At 70.2% G+C, this 15409-nt stretch carries 17 protein-coding genes; 5 read left to right on the top strand and 12 right to left on the bottom strand.

Annotated features, from left to right (window positions below; genetic code table 11):
* Window positions 1-107: 107 nt before the first annotated feature.
* The 5 genes from ACZ6Z4_RS16805 to ACZ6Z4_RS16785 form a co-directional block, all read right to left on the bottom strand.
* Entirely contained in the window at window positions 108-1607 is a 1500-nt protein-coding gene (locus ACZ6Z4_RS16805) for an MFS transporter (protein ID WP_465564196.1), read from the bottom strand.
* Complete coding sequence (locus ACZ6Z4_RS16800) at window positions 1604-2170, bottom strand: TetR/AcrR family transcriptional regulator (protein ID WP_465564193.1); 567 nt, start codon at window positions 2168-2170, stop codon at window positions 1604-1606. Before ACZ6Z4_RS16800 ends, ACZ6Z4_RS16805 begins: the two co-directional genes overlap by 4 nt.
* A gap of 161 nt (window positions 2171-2331) precedes the next feature.
* A complete protein-coding gene (locus tag ACZ6Z4_RS16795) occupies window positions 2332-3225 on the bottom strand; it encodes an aldo/keto reductase (protein ID WP_363672448.1) in 894 nt (297 codons plus the stop codon).
* Window positions 3226-3234: 9 nt separating this feature from the next.
* Complete coding sequence (locus ACZ6Z4_RS16790; protein ID WP_465564190.1) at window positions 3235-3933, bottom strand: RraA family protein; 699 nt, start codon at window positions 3931-3933, stop codon at window positions 3235-3237.
* A 330-nt stretch (window positions 3934-4263) separates the two neighbouring features.
* Window positions 4264-4794, bottom strand: coding sequence for a P-loop nucleotide/nucleoside kinase family protein (locus ACZ6Z4_RS16785; RefSeq protein WP_465566749.1), 531 nt, complete (start codon window positions 4792-4794; stop codon window positions 4264-4266).
* Window positions 4795-4933: 139 nt separating this feature from the next.
* On the opposite strand from ACZ6Z4_RS16785, the gene ACZ6Z4_RS16780 reads away from it, so the two are divergent.
* Both ACZ6Z4_RS16780 and ACZ6Z4_RS16775 read left to right on the top strand, forming a co-directional pair.
* On the top strand, window positions 4934-5764 hold the full coding sequence (locus ACZ6Z4_RS16780) for a class I SAM-dependent methyltransferase (protein WP_465564188.1): 831 nt from the start codon (window positions 4934-4936) through the stop codon (window positions 5762-5764).
* Between the two features lie 166 nt (window positions 5765-5930).
* Window positions 5931-6965, top strand: a complete 1035-nt coding sequence (locus ACZ6Z4_RS16775; protein WP_465564186.1) for an FG-GAP repeat domain-containing protein — start codon at window positions 5931-5933, stop codon at window positions 6963-6965.
* A 48-nt stretch (window positions 6966-7013) separates the two neighbouring features.
* Here ACZ6Z4_RS16775 and ACZ6Z4_RS16770 read toward each other — a convergent pair whose 3' ends face one another.
* Genes ACZ6Z4_RS16770 through ACZ6Z4_RS16755 form a run of 4 tightly spaced genes read right to left on the bottom strand, consistent with a single transcriptional unit; the run spans window position 7014 to window position 9624 of the window.
* Complete coding sequence (locus ACZ6Z4_RS16770) at window positions 7014-7373, bottom strand: VOC family protein (protein ID WP_465564183.1); 360 nt, start codon at window positions 7371-7373, stop codon at window positions 7014-7016.
* 10 nt (window positions 7374-7383) lie between these two features.
* Window positions 7384-8223: a TrmH family RNA methyltransferase gene (locus ACZ6Z4_RS16765; RefSeq protein WP_465564180.1), complete on the bottom strand. Its 840-nt coding sequence runs from the start codon at window positions 8221-8223 to the stop codon at window positions 7384-7386.
* Between the two features lie 22 nt (window positions 8224-8245).
* Entirely contained in the window at window positions 8246-8587 is a 342-nt protein-coding gene (locus ACZ6Z4_RS16760; protein WP_465566744.1) for a VOC family protein, read from the bottom strand.
* A gap of 53 nt (window positions 8588-8640) precedes the next feature.
* The gene (locus ACZ6Z4_RS16755; RefSeq protein WP_465564177.1) at window positions 8641-9624 is read right to left on the bottom strand and encodes a LacI family DNA-binding transcriptional regulator; all 984 of its coding nucleotides are present in this window, start codon (window positions 9622-9624) and stop codon (window positions 8641-8643) included.
* Window positions 9625-9741: 117 nt separating this feature from the next.
* Here ACZ6Z4_RS16755 and ACZ6Z4_RS16750 point away from each other — a divergent pair, with 117 nt between their 5' ends.
* Window positions 9742-11535, top strand: coding sequence for a glycoside hydrolase family 127 protein (locus ACZ6Z4_RS16750; protein WP_465564174.1), 1794 nt, complete (start codon window positions 9742-9744; stop codon window positions 11533-11535).
* 3 nt (window positions 11536-11538) lie between these two features.
* Here the strand turns inward: ACZ6Z4_RS16750 and ACZ6Z4_RS16745 are convergent, their stop codons facing one another.
* Together ACZ6Z4_RS16745 and ACZ6Z4_RS16740 are read right to left on the bottom strand one after the other, a co-directional pair.
* Window positions 11539-12777, bottom strand: coding sequence for a TerC family protein (locus ACZ6Z4_RS16745; protein WP_465564169.1), 1239 nt, complete (start codon window positions 12775-12777; stop codon window positions 11539-11541).
* 29 nt (window positions 12778-12806) lie between these two features.
* The gene (locus ACZ6Z4_RS16740) at window positions 12807-13370 is read right to left on the bottom strand and encodes a helix-turn-helix domain-containing protein (protein ID WP_465564166.1); all 564 of its coding nucleotides are present in this window, start codon (window positions 13368-13370) and stop codon (window positions 12807-12809) included.
* Window positions 13371-13409: 39 nt separating this feature from the next.
* Here ACZ6Z4_RS16740 and ACZ6Z4_RS16735 point away from each other — a divergent pair, with 39 nt between their 5' ends.
* Window positions 13410-13931 (top strand): GNAT family N-acetyltransferase, encoded by a 522-nt coding sequence (locus ACZ6Z4_RS16735; protein ID WP_465564163.1) that lies wholly within the window; start codon window positions 13410-13412, stop codon window positions 13929-13931.
* Here the strand turns inward: ACZ6Z4_RS16735 and ACZ6Z4_RS16730 are convergent.
* Window positions 13925-14608, bottom strand: a complete 684-nt coding sequence (locus tag ACZ6Z4_RS16730) for a M15 family metallopeptidase (RefSeq protein ID WP_465564160.1) — start codon at window positions 14606-14608, stop codon at window positions 13925-13927. The two genes, ACZ6Z4_RS16735 and ACZ6Z4_RS16730, sit on opposite strands and share 7 nt — an antisense overlap.
* An 87-nt stretch (window positions 14609-14695) precedes the next feature.
* Here ACZ6Z4_RS16730 and ACZ6Z4_RS16725 point away from each other — a divergent pair, with 87 nt between their 5' ends.
* Window positions 14696-15358 (top strand): response regulator transcription factor, encoded by a 663-nt coding sequence (locus tag ACZ6Z4_RS16725; protein WP_465564157.1) that lies wholly within the window; start codon window positions 14696-14698, stop codon window positions 15356-15358.
* Window positions 15359-15409: the final 51 nt, after the last annotated feature.

Genomic DNA, 15409 nt, shown 5'->3' with positions numbered 1-15409 from the left:
GCCCTCGGGGGTGTCGATGCGGACGCTGGTGCTGTACGTCGTGTGGTTGCGCGGGCCTACCAGAGCATTCGCCGATTGTGTCGGGTCCGATCCGCCCAGCGCCAGGGCTAGTGGTGCGTGGCTGACAGGTCCAGCGAGCGTGGGGTCAGGTACAGGACCAACCCGGCGACGGCCAGCAGCAGCACCCCGCCGGCGAGGCCGAACCAGGTCAGGGAGTCGGTGAAGGCGGTTTGGGCGATGGCTGCCAGAGCTGGGTTGTCGAGGGTGAGGGCTCCGGCGAGGGACTCGCGGGCTTGGGCCGGGGCGTCGGTGGGAAGCCCGGCGCGGTAGACCGCCGCGGCGAGGCTGCCGAGGATGGCGATGCCCAGGGCGGCGCCGATTTCGTAGCTGGATTCTTCGATGGCGGCGGCGCTGCCGGCCTTGGCGACGGGGGCGCCGGCCATGATGACGGCGGAGGCGATCGCCAGGGGAGCGGTGCCGATGCCGATCAGGGTGAGGGAAGCGGCGATTCCGGCGTACGAGAGAGGCTGGGGGAGGAGGAAGAGGAGGAGGAAGCCAGCGGCGCCGATGGCCAGGCCGGCGACCAGGACGGTGCGGGGGCCGATGCGTTGGGCAACCATCGGGGCGAGGGGGGAGCCGATGAGACCGCCCGCGGCCATGGGGAGGATGGCGACACCCGACGCCAGCGGGGACCAGCCCTGGACCAGCTGGAGCCACTGGGAGATCAGCAGCAGGGCGGCGACCATGGCGAAGCTGGTGATGAGGGCGGTGAGGACGCCGGCGGTGAAGCCTCGGCTGCGGAAGAGGCGGATTTCGAGCATCGGCTCAGAAGCGCGCAGGCAGCGCAGAACGAAGGCGGCCAACAGTGCAGCGCTCAGCAGAAACACAGCGGTCATCGAGACAGTGACGCCCGACTTGCCGAGCTCCTTGATCGCGTAGACGAGGCCGACCATGCCGACGATCGACAGCAGCGTCGCGACCGGGTCGAGCCGGCCGGGGCGGTCGGAGCGGCTCTCGGGGAGCAGGATCAGCGCGGCGACGACCGCGACGATCATCACCGGCACGTTGAACAGGAACGCCGAGTGCCAGCTGAAGTTCTGCAGCAGTGCACCGCCGACGATCGGGCCGAGCGCGCCACCGGCGGCGGCGGTCGCGCCCCAGATGCCGAGGGCGGTCGCCCGTTCGCGGGCGTCGGGGAACAGCGAGCGGATCAGCGACAGTGTCGACGGCATGATCATCGCGCCGCCGATGCCGAGCAGGACGCGGATCGCGATCACCGCCTCGGAGCTGTCGGCGAGCAGCACGCCGAGCGAGGCCGCGCCGAAGATCACGAAGCCGGTGACGAGCATCCGCCGCCGGCCGATCCGGTCGCCGAGCGCGCTGGCGGTGACCAGCAGGCCGGCCAGGACGAGCGAGTAGACGTCGATGATCCACAGCTGCTCGACCGACGTCGAGCGCAGGTCCTCGGTCATCGCGGGCAGCGCGAGGTTGAGGATCGTCATGTCCATCACGACGACCAGCAGGCTCGCGGACAGCACCGCCAGCCCGCCCCAACGCCGCCGGGCGCTGGGGACCACAGGCGCGTACGTCGTACCGGGGGCGGTCATCGGGAATCTCCTGTCGTGCCGTCGAGCAGAGTGGATAGGACGAGCGCGTCGAGGTCGCGCCGGGCGACGTCGCCGCGGCGCAGCGCCTCGCGGGCCGCGATCATCAGGCCGTACACGGTGTGCTCGATCCAGCGCGCCGGCAGATCGGAGCGCAGTACGCCGGCCTGCTGGGCCGCCGCGTAGAACGCGACCTCCTGGTCGATCAGCCGGTCGGTCCGCTCGACCAGCTCCGGCATCGCTTCCATCCGGTTGTTGGCCAGCGCGTACGCGAACTGGTCGGCGTTGTCGACGAACCAGGTGATCAGGTCGCTCAGGCAGGCGCGGATCCGGGCCGGGTCGCCGGACTCGCCGGCGGCGACCATCCCGGTCTCCTGCTGGCTGCGGTCCCAGTGGTCGAGGGCGCGTTCGCCGATTTCGCGCAGCAGCGCGTCGCGGGACGCGAAGTGCCGGTTCAGCGTCGCGCGGCCGATCCCGATCGCGGCCGCGAGGTCGGCCATCGAGGTGGTCGGGTCGGAGTTCAGCCGCCGGAGGGCGGCGTCGAGGACCTGGGCACGGGTGAGCATGCCTCCAGTAGACATCACTGTCTCGAATGAGACAAGTTTGTCTCACTATGATGGCCGACACCCACCACTGATCAACCTCGGGTCCTCGCGGCGGTTCACGCTCAGGAGCTGCTCGGCGGGGGCCGATTCAGGTGGTTGATCAGTGGTGGGTGTCGACTCGGTCAGCTCAAGTCGGCGAGCTCCTCCGCCGACAGCTCGATGGCCCCGGCGGCGATGTTCTCCTCCAGGTGGACAGGGTTCCCAGTCCCCGGGATCGCGAGCACGTGATCGCCCTGGTGCAGCGTCCAGGCCAGCCGGATCTGCTGCTCGGAGACGCCGTGGGCCGCGGCGATCCGGCGTACGGCGTCGGAGTGGTCGGTCGTCGCCGAGCCCTCGCGGGACGCGCCGGCGATCGCGAAGAACGGCACGTAGGCGACGCCGCGCTCGCCGCAGACCGGGAGGAACGTGTCGTCCTCGCGGTGGGTGTCCAGGGCGTAGGAGTTCTGCACGCAGACAACCGGCGCGATCGGCAGCGCCTCGTCCAGGTGGTCGAGGCGGATGTTGGACAGGCCGAGGTGCCGGATCAGGCCGGCGTCGACCAGGTCGGCGAGCGCCCCGAAACGGTCGGCGATCGAGTCGGCGCCGGGCTTCTTGATGATCCGCAGGTTGACCACGTCGAGTACGTCGGTGCCGAGCTGGCGCAGGTTCAGCTCGACCTGTTCGCGCAGCTCGGCGGCCGTGGTGGCCTGGTAGAAACCGCGCTCCGGCGTCGATCCCGGGCCGACCTTGGTGGTGATCACCAGGTCCTCCGGGTACGGCGACAGCGCCTCGCGGATCAGCTCGTTGGCGTAGCGGACCGGGCCGTCGCCGACGCCGAGCGTGCCGCCCGGCGAGGCGTAGAACGCGGCGGTGTCGATGTGGTTGACGCCGAGCTCGACCGCCCGGCGCAGCACCCGGACCGCGACCGCGCGGTCCGGGTTCGGGGTCGTGCGCATCGCGCCGAACCCGAGTCGGTTGATGGTGGAGTCGCCCAGCTTCCAGGTACCCGCGGTGGCCGCGGAGAGGTTTTCAGGCATCCGCCCACCTTATTCCTCGATCGCACCACGCTTCGCCCGCAAGTGCGCGCGGAAGGTCAGCGACGGGTCCGCGGCCCGGGCCGCCAGATACTCGTCGAAGCCGACCTGCTCGCGCAGCGTCGTCCCGGCCGCGATCAGGGTGGCCTGCCGGTGCTCGGTGTCGCGGATCGACTCGGCCAACGTGAACAGCTCGTCGATGCGGTCGGCCGGGACGAAGATGATTCCGTCCTCGTCGGCCAGGACGACGTCTTCGTTGCTCACGGCCCATTCCCCGATGGTTGCTGTGGACAAGTAGCCGTCCGGGAGCGGGTCGATCCGGAGCGGGCCGGTCGGCAGCGAGCCGAGGCTGTAGACGGGCAGCCCGATCGCGCGGACGTCGGCGGTGTCGCGGTGCAGTCCCCACACCACGAGCCCGGCGAGTCCGGCGGCCTTGGCCTCGGCGACGACGAGGTCGCCGACGCAGGCCTCGTTGCGCCGGCCGCCGTTGTCGACGCACAGCACGTCGCCCGGCTCGGCCTGCCCGAACGCCTCCAGGAACACGTCGACGCTGCCGACGTGCTGCGCGGGCACCACGCGCCCGGCGAGCTTCATCGGCTCCACGGCGGTCAGCTCGACGCAGCGCACCGGGACCTGCGTGCGTACGCAGGCGTCGGCGACATGTGCGGTGGTCAGCTCGGCGAACCGCGCGGTCAACTCGTCCGGCTTCATCTGCCCTCCCCTGGGTCGAGCCACGAGATTAATCAGCCGATCGATACGCCGCCAGGGGCTTGCCGTACGGCGAGACTCGCGCGGGGAAGGGGAAGGGGAAGGGGAAGGGGAAGGGGAAGGGGAAGGGGAAGGGGAAGGGGAAGGGGAAGGGGAAGGGGAAGGGGAAGGGGAAGGGGAAGGGGGAGGGGAGCGGGGAAGCGGAGGGGGGAGGGGGGAGGGGGAGGGGAGCGGGGAAGCGGAGGAGGAGGGGAGGGGAGCGGGGAAGCGGAGGAGGAGGGGAGGGGAGCGGGGAAGGGGAGGGCGCGCGGGAGGGGCGCGGGGCCGAGGTGCTCAGCGGGCCAGGAAGCTCAGGATCTCCGGGAGCGTGGGGGAGTAGCCGTCGCTGGTGTCGACCGTCAACGTCGGGACCGGCAGCGTGATCGGGTCGAACGACTCGTGCACCGTACGCCGCCGCTGCTCGTCGTACTGGCTGTCCTCGTGGGCCGCGCGCGACGGCGTACTGCCGGAGCGGTCGGTGATCCGGGTGAACGCGACGGCGGCGGGCGTCGTGCAGTGCACGATGCGGAACTCGGCCTGGCCGATCAACGGGGTCAGGCCGGGGCGCCAGAGGCGGTCCTGGAAGGCGGCTTCGGCGACGACCGAGGAGCCGCGGCCGACCAGCAGGCCGATGACGTCGAAGAACGTCGCGAGGGTGCGCATCGTCAGCGGGTCGGCGGGGCCGGGGACGAAGTCGGGGGTGGCGTGCGCCATCCCCTCCTTGATCTCGTCGCGGCAGACCGCCGGGCAGCCGACACCGGCCGCGACGTGGTGCGCGAGAGTCGTCTTGCCGGTTCCCGGCGGGCCACTGATCACGATCACCATCGGAAGCACCGCCGCACCTTAGCGGGTCGGCCGCCGATCCGCTCATTGCCCCAGGCAACTACTTGTCTCGATATCCAAGACATAGGGTCTCAAAAAGCAAGACGCGGAGTTAGTCTGAGCGGGAGACGAAGGAGTCCCGATGAACAACGTCTACACCCACGGCCACCATGAATCCGTTCTCCGCTCGCACCGCTGGCGCACCGCCGCGAACTCGGCCGGCTACCTGCTCCCGCACCTGCGGCCGGGGATGAGTCTGCTCGACGTCGGCGCCGGGCCCGGCACGATCACCGCCGAGCTCGCGGCGCTGGTCGCGCCGGGGCGGACGACCGCGCTGGAGGCGAGCGAGTCCGCGCTGGCGATCACCCGCGCGACGTTCGCCGAGCGCGACGCGCGGGATGCGGGAGAGCGGCGTGCCGAGCGCGGCTTCGAGGTCGACTTCGTCGTTGGCGACGTCCATCGCCTCGAGATCCCCGACAACACGTACGACGTCGTCCATGCCCATCAGGTCCTCCAGCACGTCGCCGACCCCGTCCAGGCGCTCCGCGAGATGCGCCGCGTCTGCAAGCCGGGTGGAATCGTTGCCGTTCGCGACTCCGACTACCACGCGTTCACCTGGTACCCCGAGCTCCCGGAGCTCGACGAGTGGATGACGCTCTACCAGCGCATGGCCCGCGCCAACCAGGGCGAGCCCGACGCCGGGCGCCGCCTGCTGTCCTGGGCCCACGAGGCCGGCTTCGAGCAGATCGAGGCGACGGCGAGCAACTGGACGTTCGCCAACGCCGAGGATCGCGACTGGTGGGGTGGGATGTGGGCCGACCGGGTGCTGCAGTCGGCGATGGCCGACCAGGCGCGGGCGTCCGGCGTACCGGAGGAAGCGCTCGAGCGGATCTCGGCGGGCTGGCGGGCTTGGGCGGCTGCGCCGGACGGGTTTCTGAGTCTGTTGCACGGCGAGATCCTGGCGACCGCCTGACCATAACGAAGCGTGATGCCGGTGTCCGCTGAGCAGAAATCCGCTCACGCGTTGTAACGATCAAGTGCGGACCGCGATAGAGGGGCGTAGACGGTACGCCGGCCGGGGGCCCTCGGGGGAGGGAAGGGCGGGCGTCCACAGGTCCGTGTCCGAGGGGGACAACTTCATGCGTTACAGATCCGCAGCTCTGGGGCTGGCGGTGGCGGCGCTGGCTGCCGTCGGTCTCACTGCACCGGCGCAGGCAGCGCCGCTGCAGAGCACTGCCGGTACGGCGGTCGCCGCGACCAAGGTGGTCACGACGGCGATCCAGTGGGGGCAGAACGGCGACGTCGCCGTCCCGCGCTCGTACGTCGGCGACAGCAAGCCCGAGCTCGCCGTCTTCCGGCCGAGCAACGGGACCTGGTACATCCGCGGCTGGACGAACATCAAGTTCGGCCAGGCCGGGGACATCCCGGTCCCGGCCGACTACAACGGCGACGGCCGCGCCGAGCTCGCCGTGTTCCGGCCGTCGAACGGTTACTGGTACATCCGCGGTGTCGGTCAGTTCGTCTGGGGCCAGGCGGGCGACGTACCGGTCGCCGCGAACTACGTCGGCGACAGCCGCGCCGAGGCCGCCGTGTGGCGGCCGTCGCTGGGTCGCTGGTTCATCCGGGGCGCGGCGCAGATCAGCTGGGGCGTGAACGGGGACGTGCCTGCGCCGGCCGACTACGTCGGCGACAGCCACGCCGACCTCGCGGTCTTCCGCCCGTCGCTGGGCCGGTGGTTCATCCGCGGCGCCTCGCAGATCACCTGGGGCGTGAACGGCGACATCCCGGTCCCGGCGAACTTCGTCGGCAACGCGAAGGCGGAGCTGACGGTGTTCCGGCGGGGCGCCTGGTACATCCGTGGCGCCGGGAGCTTCACGTGGGGGCAGAACGGCGATCGGCCGTTCGCGGGGAACTACGCGGGGACGTCGGCGACGGACCAGGCGGTCTGGCGGCCGTCGAACGGGACTTGGTACTTGCGGTACCAGGTCACGGTGAACCCGCCGAAGCCGCCGCCGCCGACCCGGCCCTGCGATCCGTCCTACCCGACGCTCTGCATCGCGCCGCCGCCGCCCGACCTCGACTGCGGTGACATCCCGTACCGCGACTTCCTGGTCGTGGGCGCCGACCCGCACCGGTTCGACGCGGACAACGACGGGATCGGCTGCGAAAGCTGATCCTTGCCCCAAGCAACCGGCCCCCGAGTAGCAGATCGGGGGCCGGTTTCATTTGCCCGCGACAACCACCAGATACCCGTCCGGATCCCGCACCCACAACTCCCGGTGCCCCGCATTGGGATTGAACTGCACGTCCCCACCCTCGACCCGAGCCACCACCGCATCCAGCTCGTCAACGGCGAACCACACCGCGACCCCGTTCCCCAGCATCACCGACGGATCCCCGAACACCCCGTGGTGATGCCCGACGTCGAGCTTGTGCAGCTGCAGCACCAGCGTCCCGTCGACCTCGATCTGCTCGTACTCGGTCCCGCCGTGCGCACTCACCCCGCCGAGCACCCCGCAGTACCAAGCACTGCTCTTCTCAACATCCCGAACCGCCAGCAAAGGCTGTGCCGATAGCGTCATGCCACCGACGCTAAACCGCCGATCCACCGCCGGTCTTGAACGAATGGGCACGCTGCCGAGACACCTCGTACAACACAGCAGTAGCCGCATTGGCAGCGTTCAGCGAAGAAGCAGCCCCACCCATCGGGATCCGCACCAGCACATCGGCCAGCTCCTTCCAAGCCGCCGACAGCCCGGAAGTCTCGTTCCCGACCAGCAGCAACGTCGGCTGCGTGAAGTCGAAGTCGTACACGTCGACAGTCCCGTGCTCATCGGTGCCCACGACAACAACTGGTACGCCGCCCGCCCGCTGCGCGGCGACCCACTCCATCACCTCACGCTGCGACGGCACCCGCACAGCCGGTACCGCGAACAGCGACCCCGTGCTGGCCCGCACCGCCTTCGGGTCGTACACATCGGCCGCATGCCCGGTCACCACGAACCCGTCGGCCCCGAACGCATCCGCCGACCGAATGATCGACCCGATGTTCCCCGGCCCGGTCGGCCGGTCGAACACCACGCCCAAGAACGAAGAAGAAACAGCGATCCGCGACAAGTCGTCCGGCGGCATCGACACCACGGCGACCAGCTCGGCCTCCGACTTCTCGGTCAGCTCCGCCAGCAGCTCCGGTTCCATCAACACCCGCTCAGCCTCGCGCTGGCTCTGCAGCAACTCCCGAGCCCACTGCGAAGGCACCCGCGACGCGTCTTGGATCAGCGTGTTCACCGTCCACCCGTGCTCGACGGCCAGACTGATCGGCCGCACCCCCTGCACGATGAACTCGCCGGCCCGCTGCCGCTTGTTCCGGTTGCCGAGCAGCGCCTGCCACACCTGGAACCGAGCGTTCCGACTACTGACCCGCGTCGCCATAGCCCCCAACCCTACGAGGGGTTCAGTCGAGCGACGCGATCAGCCCGAGGTTGTTGCCGTCCGGATCCTGCACGACGGCCAGCCGCTGCCGTCCCCCTGCCACCACCTGCGGGTCCGTCGACTCGATGTTCTGCTCCGACAGCCGCCGCAGCGTCACGTCGAGGTCGTCGACGGTCAGGTTGACCGCCGTCCGCCCGGCCCGGTCGGTGTCCTCGAAGACCTGGACGACGCCGAGCTCGCTGAGGTGCCACTCGGCCAGCGAGTCCATCGGACGAGTGTCCGCGTCCCGCCCGAAGAACCCCGAGTACCACTCGATCGCCTTCTCGATGTCCCTCACCGGCACCACGGCCAGTACCGCGCGCATCGTCACGCTGCCTCCCTCGGTCGGATCTCCGACCTGTGCCCCACCGCGAAACCTCAGGTCCCGAGCGTCGACTCCCGCGGCACCAGCTCGGTCGGCAGCTCCAGCAGCCCGGATGGAGAAGCCCCGCCGATCAACTCCAGCAGCAGCTGCGCCGTACGCCGTCCCAGCTCCTCGAGCCGCAGGTCGACCGTGGTGAGCGGCGGCCGGCTCGCGAGCGCCATCACGCTCCAGTTGTCGTACCCGGTCACGGCCACGTCGTCCGGCACCGATCGACCCAGCTCGCGCAGCCGATCGCACACACCCCGCGCGATCTGATCACTCCCGCACGAGATCGCATCGATCTCACCGCCGCGCAGCAGCACGTCGACCGCGTGCCGCCCCCACCGCTCGCTCCACTCCCCGTGCAACGGCTCGCCGACGAACGCGTCCCCGGCCGTCTCAACAGCCGCCACCGCGCGCACCGCCGCACTCCGATGCGATGCGGGCCCGGTCACATGCGCGATCCGCCGCCGCCCGAGCGACAGCAGATGCCGTACGGCGGACGCCGCACCGCCGCGATCGTCCGTCACCACGGACGTGTCGCCCGGATCGGTCGACGGGCTGAACGCGTACACGACCGGCACCGGTACGTCGATCGGCGCCCGCGGCTCGGTCCGCCGCCCGGTCACGATGATCCCGTCGACCCGCCGCGCGACCAGCGAGCGCAGGTAGTGCGACTCGCGCAGCGCGTCGTCGCGGGTGTCGCAGAGCACCAGCGCCATCTCGCCCGCGCTCAACGCGTCCTCGGCGCCCTGCATGATCGGAATGCTGAACCGCCCCGAGCTGTCGGTCGTGATCAGCCCGACCGTGTAGCTGCGGCCCGACGACAGCGCGCGGCCGCGGCTGTCCGGGGTGAAGCCGAGCTGCTCGGCGGCCCGGCGGACGCGCCGGCGGGTCTCCTCGCGGAGCTGGCCGGTGTCGTTGAGCGCCTTGGACGCCGTACTGGCCGAGACGCCGGCCAGCGCGGCGACATCGGTGATCCGGGGCACCGCGCGCATCATAGCCCTCCTCGACGTTTCCGGCAGGCTATCCCACCGACCCTTGACCAGGCGTGAATGCGTCTTTACGGTCGTCAGGAAAACGTGTTCCGTCTGTTTCCGCGAGGAGTCGTTTCGATGCCATCCCGCTCACCGGCCGCCAGCACGCGCGCCACCCTTCGCCCGCTCGGTCTCGACCGGACGAAGATCACCGGCGGCTTCTGGGCGCCACGCCAGGAACGCAACGCCTCGACCGCGATCCCGTCGGGGCAGGACCAGCTCGAGGAGGCCGGCAACTTGCTCAACCTCCGCCTCGCGGCCGGGATCGGCGAGGGCGAGGCGATCGGGCCGGTCTTCGCCGACTCCGACGTCTACAAGTGGCTCGAAGCCGTCGCCTGGGAGTACGGGCGGAACCCGTCCGAGGATCTCCTGCGCAGGCAGCGCGAGCTGACCGCGGTGGTTGCCGCGGCCCAGCGCGAGGACGGGTATCTCGACTCCGTCGTCCAGCTCCGCGACGGGGACGAGGGCCGCTACCAGCAGCTCGTCTGGAGCCACGAGCACTACTGCGCCGGCCACCTGATCCAGGCCGCGGTCGCGCAGGTCCGTTGCACCGGTGACACCGCGCTGCTCGACGTCGCGGTCAAGCTCGCCGACCACCTAGTCCGCACCTTCGGCGACGGCGACGGTCAGATCCGCGATGTCGACGGGCATCCCGTGATCGAGATGGCGCTGGTCGAGCTCTACCGCGAGACCGGTACGGCGGCGTACCTGGAGCTGGCGCGCTGGTTCGTGGAGACGCGCGGTCACGGGATCATCGCCGAGCACGGGCACGAGCCGACGTACTTCTCCGACCGGCTGCCGGTGCGGGAGGCGACGACGGTCGAGGGGCACGCCGTACGGGCTGTTTATCTGGGCGCTGGCGCGACGGACGTCGCGGTCGAGACCGGTGACACCGAGCTGCTGGCTGCTCTCGAAGGCCAGTTCGCGCACATGTGGGCGACCAAGACCTACGTCACCGGCGGTCTCGGGTCCCGCTGGGACGGCGAGGCGTTCGGCGACGAGTACGAGCTGCCGCCGGACCGCGCGTACGCCGAGACCTGCGCGGCGATCGGCGGCATCCAGTGGGCGCACCGGTTGCTCCTGGCAACGGGTAACCCGTCGTACGCCGACGCGATCGAACGCATGCTGTACAACGGTTTCCTGGCCGGGGTGTCGCTGTCGGGCGACGAGTACTTCTACGTCAACACGCTGCACCTGCGCGAGAACGCCCACGCCGACAACAACCGCAGCCCCGCCCACGGCCGCCGCGGCTGGTTCTCCTGCGCCTGCTGCCCGCCCAACATCATGCGCACCCTCGCGAGCCTCGACGCCTACCTCGCGACGACCTCCGCCGAGGGCATCCAGCTCCACCAGTACGCCGACAGCACGATCACCACCGACGAGGTCGAGCTGCGCGTCGAGACGAACTACCCCTGGGACGGCACGATCCGCGTCACCGTTCTCGAGACCCCCTCGACCCCGTGGTCCCTCTCGCTCCGCATCCCCACCTGGGCCGAGAACGCCACCCTCGACGGCAAGCCCGTCGACGCAGGCGCCTACGCGTCCCGCACCCAGACCTGGAACCCCGGCGACACCGTCGACCTCGACATCCCGCTGAGCCCCCGCATGGTCACTCCGTCACCCCGCGACGACGCCGCCCGCGCCTGCGCCGCCCTCGAACGCGGCCCGCTCGTCTACGCCTTCGAACAGGTCGACCAGCCCACTCCGCTCGACGACGCCCACCTTCCCAACGCGCCGATCAACGCCGCTCACGACCCAGAGCTCCTCGACGGCATCACGACCCTCACCACCGACACCCTCAAGGCGATCCCGTACTACGCCTGGGCCAACCGCGAGATCGGCCCGATGCGCGTCTGGCTGCCCCGCGAGTGAACCTCAGTGCAGCGGCGTCGGATCCGGCCCCAGGACCTCGTCGCCCGGGTGCCGGCCGCTCGCGATCGCCGCGTCGTGGCTCAACGCCGCCCGCCCGCACAGCTCGAGCAGTTCCGGCTCGTTCTTCACGATCTGCTTCGCCTTCGGCCCGAGCTTGATGATGTGGTCCCGCGCCTCGATCAGCCGCCGGTAGATGCGCTCCCGCTCGACGGGATCGGTCGTGTACTCCGAGTCCAGGTACGCCGTCGCGTCCCGCCGCGCGTTGGCCATCGCCGTCTGCGTGCGCCCCCGGGTGCTGAGCAGCGACGCGAGGATCGTCACCACGAGCACGACCAGGATCACCAGCAACGACAGCCCGGTACTGATCTCCGCGACCTCGATGTGCTCGCCGCCGTTGATGAACGGCACGTTGTTCTCGTGCAGCGCGTGCAGCACCAGCTTCACCCCGATGAAGCCGAGGATCGCGGCCAGCCCGAACGACAGGTAGATCAGCCGGTCGAGCAGCCCGTCGAGCAGGAAGTACAGCTGGCGCAGCCCGAGCAGGCTGAACGCGGTCGCGGTGAACACGATGTACACGTTCTGGGTCAGGCCGAAGATCGCCGGGATCGAGTCCAGCGCGAACATCAGGTCGGTGCCGCCGATCGCGACCATCACCAGCAGCATCGGGGTCATCGCGCGCTTGCCGTCGACGAGCGTGAACAGCTTGTCGCCGTCGTAGTACTCAGTCGTCCGGAAGAGCCGGCGGCTGAGCCGGACCACGATGTTCTGCGCGGAGTGCGATTCCTCGGTCGACGGCCGCAGCATGTTGCCGGCGGTGATCAGCAGCGCCAGGCCGAACAGGTAGAACACCCAGGCGAACGTGTTGATCAGCGCCGACCCGAGCAGGATGAACCCGGTCCGGGCGACCAGCGAGAACATGATGCCGAACAGCAGCACCTTCTGCTGGTCCTCGCGCGGCACCCGGAAGCTGGTCATGATGATCAGGAACACGAACAGGTTGTCGACCGACAGCGCCTTCTCGGTCACGTACCCGGCGAAGTACTCCGAGCCCATCGCGCTGCCGCCGAGGACGAAGGTGCCGACGCCGAACAGCAGCGCGATCCCGACGTACACGCTGGACCAGACCGCGGCCTCGCGCAGCTGCGGGACGTGCGCGCGGCGGACGTGGAAGAAGTAGTCGAAGGCAAGCAGCCCCAGGATCCCGGCGACGGTCACGATCCAGACCAGCGGTGAAACCTCCATGCACGTACTCAACCACGCCACGGCCGGGCTCAGGAACGTGTCTTGACCAGTGCGACCAGATAGCGGCAGACCGTGGCCGCCGGGTTGTGGAACGTGGTCGGCGCGGGCGCGCCGAGCTCCAGGCAGTCGCCGGTGTCGAGGTCGTGCACGAGGTCGCCCTCCTGGAAGCGCAGCCGGCCGGCCAGGATCCAGAGCTGCTGGGACTTGAACATGTACGCGTCGGCCGGGTACGACACCGAGGCGCCGGGCGGCAGCTCGACCTCGACCAGCTCGAGCGGGCTGTCGGTGCCGGGGGAGACCGCGCGTCGGCGGTAGCCGGTGGCCGGGTCGGTCCAGAGCGGTTGTTCGGCGGTACGGCGTACGCGGCTGTCGCCGGGCTTCTCCGCGCGGGCGACCAGCTCGGACAGCGTCATCCCGAGCGCACCGGACAGCCGCCCGAGCAGTACGGCGGTCGGCTGCGCCTCGCCGCGCTCGATCTTGCCGATCATCGCCCGGGAGACGCCGGAGCGCTCGGCGAGCGCGTTCACCGAGAGGTCGCGGTCGGTCCGGGCGGCCTGCAGGGTCGCGGCCAGGGAGGCGGAGAGTTCGTCCATGCTTGCCACTATAGCGGCAGCTGTGGCTACTATGATGGCATGAGGATCAGAGACGCGGTGCTGGAGGACGCGGCCGCCTGCGCGGCGATCTACGCGCCGTACGTGCGGGACACCGCGATCAGCTTCGAGACCGAGCCGCCGAGCACGGAGCAGATGGCCGAGCGGATCGTCGCCGCGCAGAAGGCGCACGCGTGGCTGGTGCTGGAGGACGACGCCGGGCGGGTCGTGGGGTACGCGTACGGCGGGCCGATGAAGGAGCGGGCGGCGTACCGGTGGTCGTGCGAGGTGAGCATCTACCTGGAGCTCGGGCGGCGCCGGACCGGTGGGGGACGGGCGCTGTACGAGGCGCTGTTCGAGCGGCTGACCGAGCGCGGGTTCCGGACGGCGATCGCAGGGATGACGCTGCCGAACGACGCGAGTGTCGGGCTGCACGCGGCGCTCGGGTTCGAGCCGATCGGGACGTACCGGAAGATCGGGTGGAAGCACGGGGCCTGGCGGGACGTCGCCTGGGCCCAGCGCACACTCGCCGTTGCCGGTGATCCTCCGGAGGAGACTCACTGACTGCTGGCGGTCGCCTTGGGGTGCGGGCAGTCCTCGCCGGGCTTCACGACCAGCTCGAAGTGCCACATCTCGTTCGACAGCGTCTGGCACAGCCCGAACCGCGAGCCCTTCCGGATCAGCCAGTCGTCCGCGTCGGTCGGCCCGACGTCGACCGCGTGCCCGGTCACGTGGTGCGACTCCTCCGGCGTCGACACGAACTCGCGCGCCTTCTCCAGGCTCCCGTACTTCTTGATCCCGTCCTCCAGCAACTGCCGCTGGTAGGCCTTGCTGCGCCACCCGGTCGTCACGTGCAGCTTGATGTCGTTCGCCTCCATCGCCTTGGCCGCCTGCTGTACGGCGGCGCGCAACGCCGGGTCGAGCTTGGCGATCCCCGGCAGGGACAGGTCGAATGGTGACGCGTTGTCCGGCAGTACGCCGTCGGCCGCGCGCGCAGGCCCGTCGTGATCGCCGGGGTCACCCGAGCCCGGGTCGCCCGAGCCCTCGCCCGGGTCGAAGTCGCCGGGGGCGCTGCCGTTCGTCGTACCGGCCGCGGAGCTCGGCGCCGAGTCCTGCGCTGAGCTGAGCGTGCCGCAGGCCGCGGCGGTGAACGCGCCGACCGCGGTCAGCAGCGCGACCGCGGTGCACACCGTCAGCCGGCGCTCTTTCTTGCGGGTGGCAACGAGTTCGTCAGCAGTCATGACACCCACCTCATCGCCTCGCGTGTTGCCGGAGCGTCGCGGTTTCCGGATACGTTTTCGATATCCGGCGTCTGCTTCAATGGCGGTATGCGGGTGCTGGTCGTGGAGGACGAGGTGTATCTCGCCGAGGCGATCCGGGCCGGCCTGCGGCTCGAGGCGATCGCCGCCGACCTGGCCTTCGACGGCGACACCGCGCTGGAGTCGGTGAGCGTCAACTCCTACGACGTGGTGGTGCTCGACCGCGACATCCCCGGCCCGAACGGCGACGAGGTCTGTCGCCGGATCGTCGCCCAGGGGCTGCCGGTCCGGGTGCTGATGCTGACCGCGGCCGGCGACATCGACGACAAGGTGACCGGGTTCGAGCTCGGCGCGGACGACTACCTGACCAAGCCGTTCGAGCTGCGCGAGCTGGTGCTCCGGCTGCGCGCGCTGGCCCGGCGCCCGGCCGAGTCGATGCCGACCGTGATCGAGTACGCCGGGCTCCGGCTGGACCCGTTCCGGCGCGAGGTGTACCGGTTCGGCCGGTACGTGAAGCTGACCCGTAAGCAGTTCTCGGTGCTGGAGGTGTTGATGACCGCGCAGGGTGGGGTGATCAGCGCGGAAACGCTGCTGGAGAAGGCCTGGGACGAGAACGCCGACCCGTTCAGCAACTCGGTCCGGATCACGATCTCGGCGCTGCGCAAGCGGCTGGGGGATCCATGGGTGATTCACACCGTGCCGGGCGTCGGCTACCGGATCGGTGAACCGTGAGTACTACTGATCCTCTCGTCACTTGGCGTCCGCGGTTGACCGTGCGCTTGA

The sequence above is a fragment of the Kribbella sp. NPDC104740 genome (genome assembly GCF_055583505.1).
This window is presented reverse-complemented; position numbering and strand designations above follow the sequence as displayed.